At 70.8% G+C, this 6,724-nt stretch carries 4 protein-coding genes; 2 read left to right on the top strand and 2 right to left on the bottom strand.

Annotation, left to right across the window (positions count from 1 at the left end; genetic code table 11):
• Positions 1-104: 104 nt before the first annotated feature.
• Positions 105-2,000, bottom strand: coding sequence for a hypothetical protein (locus tag ADBZ5U_RS11965; RefSeq protein WP_526265699.1), 1,896 nt, complete (start codon positions 1,998-2,000; stop codon positions 105-107).
• A 94-nt stretch (positions 2,001-2,094) separates the two neighbouring features.
• Between ADBZ5U_RS11965 and ADBZ5U_RS11960 the strand changes: the two genes are divergently transcribed.
• Both ADBZ5U_RS11960 and ADBZ5U_RS11955 read left to right on the top strand, forming a co-directional pair.
• On the top strand, positions 2,095-3,312 hold the full coding sequence (locus tag ADBZ5U_RS11960; RefSeq protein WP_526265697.1) for a cytochrome P450: 1,218 nt from the start codon (positions 2,095-2,097) through the stop codon (positions 3,310-3,312).
• A complete protein-coding gene (locus ADBZ5U_RS11955) occupies positions 3,312-3,893 on the top strand; it encodes a TetR/AcrR family transcriptional regulator (protein ID WP_526265695.1) in 582 nt (193 codons plus the stop codon). The genes ADBZ5U_RS11960 and ADBZ5U_RS11955 overlap by 1 nt, the downstream gene beginning before the upstream one ends.
• Here ADBZ5U_RS11955 and ADBZ5U_RS11950 read toward each other — a convergent pair.
• On the bottom strand, positions 3,886-6,724 hold a 2,839-nt coding region (locus tag ADBZ5U_RS11950; RefSeq protein ID WP_526265692.1), incomplete at its 5' end, for a UPF0182 family membrane protein. The genes ADBZ5U_RS11955 and ADBZ5U_RS11950 overlap by 8 nt on opposite strands.

Here is a 6,724-nt window from a genome sequence, read left to right as displayed (position 1 = left end):
ACCTGCGACCTCTGGGTTATGAGCCCAGCGAGCTACCGAGCTGCTCCACCCCGCGTTGACTCCGCAAGGTTACCCAAGCCGCGTAGGCGCAACCAAATCCCCAGCTAGACACCCTGCGGATACGGCGCGAACCGCCGATCGAACCCCGCCCGGCGGGCCGCGAGCTGGGCCGCCCGCTCCGCCGGGGTGACCAGCACCGTGCCCGCCGGCAGCACACCGGCCAGATCACCGAGGGACACCACCTGCGAGCTGACCGTCGGGCCCAGCGGGTCCTCGGGGGCGATCATCTGGAACCGGATGGCCATCGTGCCCTGGTTCAGCCCGCCGGTGGACACCCAGTTCCACACGCTGGCGCCCTCCCCCAGATCCGGCTGGGTCGGCGAGACCACCAGGGTGTAGGAGCCGTCCGGGTTCGGCTCGGCCTGCGCGTGGTTGAGGCTGGTCTGCCGGTCCCAGTAGTTGCCGGTGATGGTCCAGGCGTTGGTCACCGGGGCCACGAAGTAGCCGGCGTTGTTGGGCCGGATGGTGAGCACCAGCGCCTCGTCGTCGGCCAGTTGGAAGTAGCCGGCGCTCTGCAGCTGGGTGGCCAGGAAGGACGCGTTGCCGGTCGGGTCGGTGAACACGTTGGGCGGCTTGGGTTTTCCGGTCACCGGGTCGGTGGTGGCCACCCGGATGTACTTGGACTCCTCGGAGACACCGCGCAGCATCAGCAGCCCGGCGAGGCTCCCCTGCACGAAGGGGGGAACCACCGGCAGCGGCGGGATCAGCGACACCAGCGCGGTCAGGCACTCACTCCGGGCCACCGTCGGCCCGATGACCGGGATGGCGAACCCGCCGAACTGGCCGAACAGACTCGGCGGCGGGCCGGCGACGCGCTGGATCGACAGCGCCATCGGATCGTCAATGTTCCAGTCCGAAAGCGTGTCCCGGATCGCGATCAGCGTGGTCTCGGGGGTGATCTGCAGATGGTTGGTCTGCCCGGGCTCGGCCGGGTCGCCGCCGATGGTGAGCACGAACGTGCGGTCCGGGCTCAGTTCCAGCGTGGAGGCGTCGAGCACCGCCACCGTGGTGCCGGTGGTCCCGGTCAGCACGCTGAAGCTGGCCTGCGGGTCATGGTCCGGGAACCGGCCGGTGATCACGTACTGCGAGGCGTAGTTGACCCCGGTGAAGCGGTAGACGGTGTCGGGGTTGTCGTAGAGGATCCGCGAGCCGGTGACGTCGCGCCCGTACCAGCGGTGCGGCGGGGCGACCTGCATGACGATCCGCGGCTCGTTGGAGTTCAGGATCATCGACTGGAACGCGCTGGCCATCGCCCACTCGTCGACGGCGTCGCGCAGCGCGGCGAGGTTCGCCTCGTCCGGCCCGCCGATCTGCGCGTACTCGATCTCGCCGATGACCCGCCACGCCACGTCGAGCACCGCCTTCGCCGCCAGCACCGGCAGCGACCGCGCGGTCCGCATCGCCGTCTGCTCGGCGGCGGTCTGCTCGGGGGTTCCCAGCGGACTGACGTACTGCCCCACCGGCTGGGCCACCGTGGCACCGGCCGCAGGGACGGTGGCCACCGGGACGGCGGCCGCCGAAGGGCGCCGGCCGACCTCGTTGCGGGCCGCGGCGGCCGCGGCCCAGGCGACCGGCGAGGGCGGCGGGGTTCCCGAGTCACGTTGCGGGGCGGCAGCACTGGGCGCCGGGGTCGGCACCGCCGACAGCGTGGGGACCGTCGCGGACGGGCGGGCCGGAGTCCGCTTGGCCGCCTGCGCCGCCGGCGGGACCGGCGAAGAACGCCCGGCGCCGCGGGCACCGGCCGGGGTGCGCGCCGGGCCCACCCGCGACGCCGAGGCCCGGCCGGGATCACCCGCGGACCGCTCGGCGCCCCGGGCGCTGGAGGACCTGTCCGGCGACGGCGAATCGGTGTCGGCGTGGGCGACGGCGGCCATGTTCAGCGCGCCCAGGAAGATCCCCGCCGAGACCGCTACCGCCCCGCGACGACTGCGTCGATCCATCGGCGTCACCCTTCTCCCGTTCGCCAAGCGTAGGCCAGCGCGGCGGCCGAAGTCACCTGTTGACATCTCCACCGTGACGTTTTAGTAATGAGACATGTCATCGCAAATGTCTCAGGCGGCCTTCCGGCTCCGGGGACACCAGACCTGGGCCGACCCGTGGCCGATGTACACCGCCCTGCGCGACCACGACCCGGTGCACCACGTCATCCCCGAGGACCCCGCACACGACTACTGGGTGCTGTCCCGGCACGCCGACGTCTGGGCCGCCGCCCGCGACCACGAGACCTTCTCCTCCGCCGGGGGCCTGACCGTCAACTACGGCGAGCTGGAACTCATTGGTCTGCAGGACAATCCGCCGATGGTGATGACCGACCCGCCGGCCCACACCGAGTTCCGCAAGCTGGTCTCCCGCGGGTTCAACCCGCGCCAGGTCGAGGCGGTCGAGCCCGCCGTCAGAGCCTTCGTGGTCGAGCGCGTCGAGAAACTACGGGCGCACGGCGGCGGGGACATCGTCGCCGAGTTGTTCAAGCCGCTGCCCTCGATGGTGGTCGCCCACTACCTCGGCGTCCCCGAGGCGGACCGGCAACAATTCGACGGCTGGACCGAGGCCATCGTCGCGGCGGCCACCACCGACGACGGCGTGCTCACCGCCGGCGAGGCACTGCTGGGGATGACCGGCTACTTCACCGAACTCATCGAACGCCGCCGCACCGACCCCGGCGACGACGTCGTCTCCCACCTGGTGGCCGCCGGGGTGGGCGCCGACGGCGACATCGCCGGCACGCTGTCCATCCTGGCGTTCACCTTCACCATGGTCACCGGCGGCAACGACACCACCACCGGACTGCTCGGCGGGGCGGTGCAACTGCTCGACCGCCACCCCGCCCAACGCCGGATGCTCCTCGAGGACCCGGGCCTGATCCCCGACGCGGTCGAGGAGTTCCTGCGGCTGACCTCCCCGGTGCAGGGCCTGACCCGCACCGCCACCCGCGACGTCACCGTGGGCGAGACCACCATCCCGGCCGGCCGCAAGGTGCTGCTGCTCTACGCCTCGGCCAACCGCGACGAACGCCAGTACGGCCCGGACGCCGCCGACCTCGACGTCACCCGCCGGCCGCGCAACATCCTGACCTTCAGCAACGGCGCGCACCACTGCCTCGGCGCGGCGGCGGCCCGGATGCAGTCCCGGGTGGCGCTGACCGAACTGCTGGCCCGCTGCCCGGACCTGCGCGTCGACCACGACGGAATCGCCTGGGCCGGAGGCGGTTACGTGCGCCGGCCGCTGTCGGTGCCGGTTCGGATCGGCCGCTGATGCCGGACTGGCTGGGGGCGCAGCGCACCGAGGCGGCCTGCGACCGCATCCTGGATGCCGCCGCGGGTCTGTTCGCCGCCGACGGCGTCGAGGCGGTCGGCATGAACGAGATCGCCCGCGCGGCGGGTTGCTCGCGGGCCACGGTGTACCGCTACTTCGAGAACCGGGACGCCCTGCACGCCGCCTACGTGCACCGGCACGCCCGGGCGGTGAACCGGCAACTGGCCGAGCAACTCACCGGCATCACCGACCCGACGCAACGGCTGCTGGCCGCGCTCACCGGCGCGCTGCGACTGGTGCGCGAAAACCCCGCGCTGTCAGCGTGGTTTACCCGCACCGCGATCGGCGCCGAGGCCGCCGAGGGCTCGGCGGTGGTGCAGGCCATGACGGCGGGGTTCCTGCTCTCGGTGGACGCCCGGGACGTCGATGCCGCCGGGCGGCGGGCCCGCTGGCTGGTGCGGGTGCTGACGTCGTTCCTGACCGTGCCCGGCCGCGACGCCGAGGACGAACGCGCCCTTCTCGAGGAGTTCGTCGTCCCGCTGATGCGGACCGGGCGCAGGCCGGCGAGCCGGGCTACTTAGCCGCGTCGTACTTGCCCATCGCCTCGTCCAGGCGCTGCAACGCCGCCCCGTACTGGGCGAAGTTCCCGGACCGCTGGGCGTCGCGCACCGCACCCAGGGCGGACTGAACCTCCTGCAGCGCAGCCGCTTTGGCGGGTGAGAGCGTCATCCCGCCCGGCGGCAGCGCGGCCACCGGCGGGGTGGGCACCTCGGCCACCTGGGCGGCCTTCTGATCGCCGTCGGTGGCCGGTTTCGCGCCGGGCTGGCCGTCGGTGGGGGCGGGGCCGGCCGCCGTCGCCCCCGCACCGGAGCCGAAGATCCCGTCCAGGGCCTGGGACACCGTCGGCCCGTAGCCGACCTTGTCGTTGTAGAGCATCGCCACCCGGATCAGGCGGGGATAGGACGACGCCGCGTCCGAAGCCCCCGGCGAGGCGTACACCGGCGCCACGTAGAGCAGTCCGCCCTGGCCCACCGGCAGGGTCAGTAGGTTGCCCCACCGGATCCGGTTCTGGTTGTCCCGGCCGATCACGCCGAGGTCCTGGGACACCGCGGTGTCGGTGGAGATCGCGTTGAACGCCAGCTTGGGTCCGTTGACCTGACCGGGGATGGTCAGCACGGTGATCTTGCCGTAGGTGTCCGGATCGGAGCTGGCCGAGATGTAGGCCGCCAGGAAGTCCCGGCGGAACCGGTTCATCGCGCTGGTCAGCTGGAAGGAGCTCGAATTGTCATTGCTGGCAAGGTCTTTGGCGACGATGTAGTACGGCGGCTGGAAGCTCGACGCCGTCGGGTTCGGGTCCAGCGGTACGTCCCAGAAGTCCGAGGTGGAGAAGAACGTCACCGGGTCGTCGACGTGGTATTTGGCCAGCAGCGCGCGCTGCACCTTGAACAGGTCCTCGGGGTAGCGCAGGTGCGCGGCCAGTTCGGCGGTGATGTCACTCTTGGGTTTGATGGTGCCGGGGAAGGTCTTCATCCAGGCCTGCAGCACCGGGTCGGCCTCGTCCTGGGCGTAGAGGGTGACCGAGCCGTCGTAGGCGTCGACGGTGGCCTTCACCGAGTTGCGGATGTAGGACACCTGCTTGTCCGGGCGCAGCCGGTTGACCGCCACCTCGGTGGAATCGGCGGTGGCCGAGGACAGCGACGTCAGCTGCGAGTACGGGTAGTTGTCCAGCGTGGTGTAGCCGTCGATGATCCACACCATCCGCTTGTTGACGATCGCCGGGTACACGGTGGAGTCGGTGGTCAGCCAGGGGGCGACGGCCTTGACCCGCTCGGCGGGGTCGCGGTTGAACAGGATCTTGGAGTTGCTGCCGATCACGTTGGAGAACAGGAAGTTGCGCTCGGCGAACTTCGCCCCGAACACCAGCCGGGCCGGCCAGTTGCCCACCGGCACCCCGCCCACCCCGGAGTAGGTGTAGTTCTTGGTCTCGGTGTTGGTCTCGTAGTCGTACTCGCGGTCGTCGCCGTTCTTGCCGACGATCGCGTAGTCGTCGGCCCCCGAGGCGATCACCGGGCCGAAGTAGATCCGCGGCTGGTCCAGCGGCGCCGGCCCGGGTGAGACGACGCCGCCGTTGGCCCCGACCACCGAGGCCAGGAACTCCGGGTAGCCGCCGTTCTGGTTGGGGTCGTTGGCCACCCCGCGCACGGTGTTGGCCGGGGAGGCGATGAACCCGTTGCCGTGGGTGTAGACGGTGTGCCGGTTGATCCAGTCGCGCTGGTTGTCGATCAGCCGGGCGGGGTTGAGCTCGCGGGCGGCCACCACGTAGTCGCGCAGCTGGCCGTCGCGGCCCTGGTAGCGGTCGATGGAGAGCTGGTCGGGGAAGTAGTAGAAGTTCTTGCCCTGCTGGAACTGGGTGAACGCCGGGCTGATGACGTTGGGGTCCAGCAGCCGGATGTTGGAGGTGGTGGACCGGTCGGCGGCCACCTGCGCGGCGTTGGTGGCGGCGTTGCCGGTGTAGTCGCGGTAGGTGACGACGTCCTCGGTCAGGCCGTAGGCCTGCCGGGTGGCGGTGATGGAGCGGGAGATGAACTCGCTCTCCTTCTGCGCCGCATTGGGTTTGACGCTGAACTGCTCGACGATCATCGGCCAGCCCGCCCCGATGATCACCGAGCTCACCAGCAGCAGCACCAGGCCGATCGCCGGGATCCGCAGGTCCCGCAGCACCAGGGCGGAGAACACCGCCGCCGCGCAGATCACCGCGATCGCGATCAGGATCAGCTTGGCCGGCAGCACGGCGTTGATGTCGGTGTAGCCGGCCCCGGTGAACGGCTTGGCCAGCCGGGTGTGGCTCAGCAGCTCGAAGCGGTCCAGCCAGTAGGCCACCGCCTTGAGCAGCACCAGCACCCCCACCAGGCTGATCAGCTGGACGCGGGCCCAGCGGCTGATCGCGCCGGTGCCGGGGGCCAGCCGGATGCCGCCGAAGATGTAGTGCGTCACCAGGTTGGCGATGAACGCCAGGAACAGCGCCGCGAACAGGAAGCTGAGCACCAGCCGGTAGAACGGCAGGTCGAAGGCGTAGAAGCCGAGGTCCCGGCCGAACTGCGGGTCGGTGATGCCGAAGGCGCCGCCGTGCAGGTATAGCTGGATCCGCGGCCAGTAGCCCTGCGCCACCAGCCCGGCCATTCCGCCGATCAGCACCGGCAAACCGAGGCTGAACAACCGCATCCGGCTCATCACCGCCATCCGGTAGCGGGCTACCGGGTCCCCGGCCCCGGTGGTCGGCACGAACACCGGGCGGGTGCGGTAGGCCAGCGCCAGGCCGGCGAAGACGATGACCCCGAACGCCAGGGCGGTCACCAGGAACACGATCAGCCGGGTGAACAGCACGGTGGTGAACACCGAGCGGTAGCCCAGT

Origin of the sequence: Mycobacterium sp. (genome assembly GCF_040398885.1) — a bacterium.
In the GTDB taxonomy this organism is placed as follows: Bacteria; Actinomycetota; Actinomycetes; order Mycobacteriales; family Mycobacteriaceae; genus Mycobacterium.
This window is presented reverse-complemented; position numbering and strand designations above follow the sequence as displayed.

Coding starts and splice junctions, on each gene's coding strand:
- ADBZ5U_RS11965 (WP_526265699.1), bottom strand. CDS start 2,000: ATGGATCGACGCAGTCGTCGCGGGGCGGTAGCGGTCTCGGCGGGGATC.
- ADBZ5U_RS11960 (WP_526265697.1), top strand. CDS start 2,095: ATGTCATCGCAAATGTCTCAGGCGGCCTTCCGGCTCCGGGGACACCAG.
- ADBZ5U_RS11955 (WP_526265695.1), top strand. CDS start 3,312: ATGCCGGACTGGCTGGGGGCGCAGCGCACCGAGGCGGCCTGCGACCGC.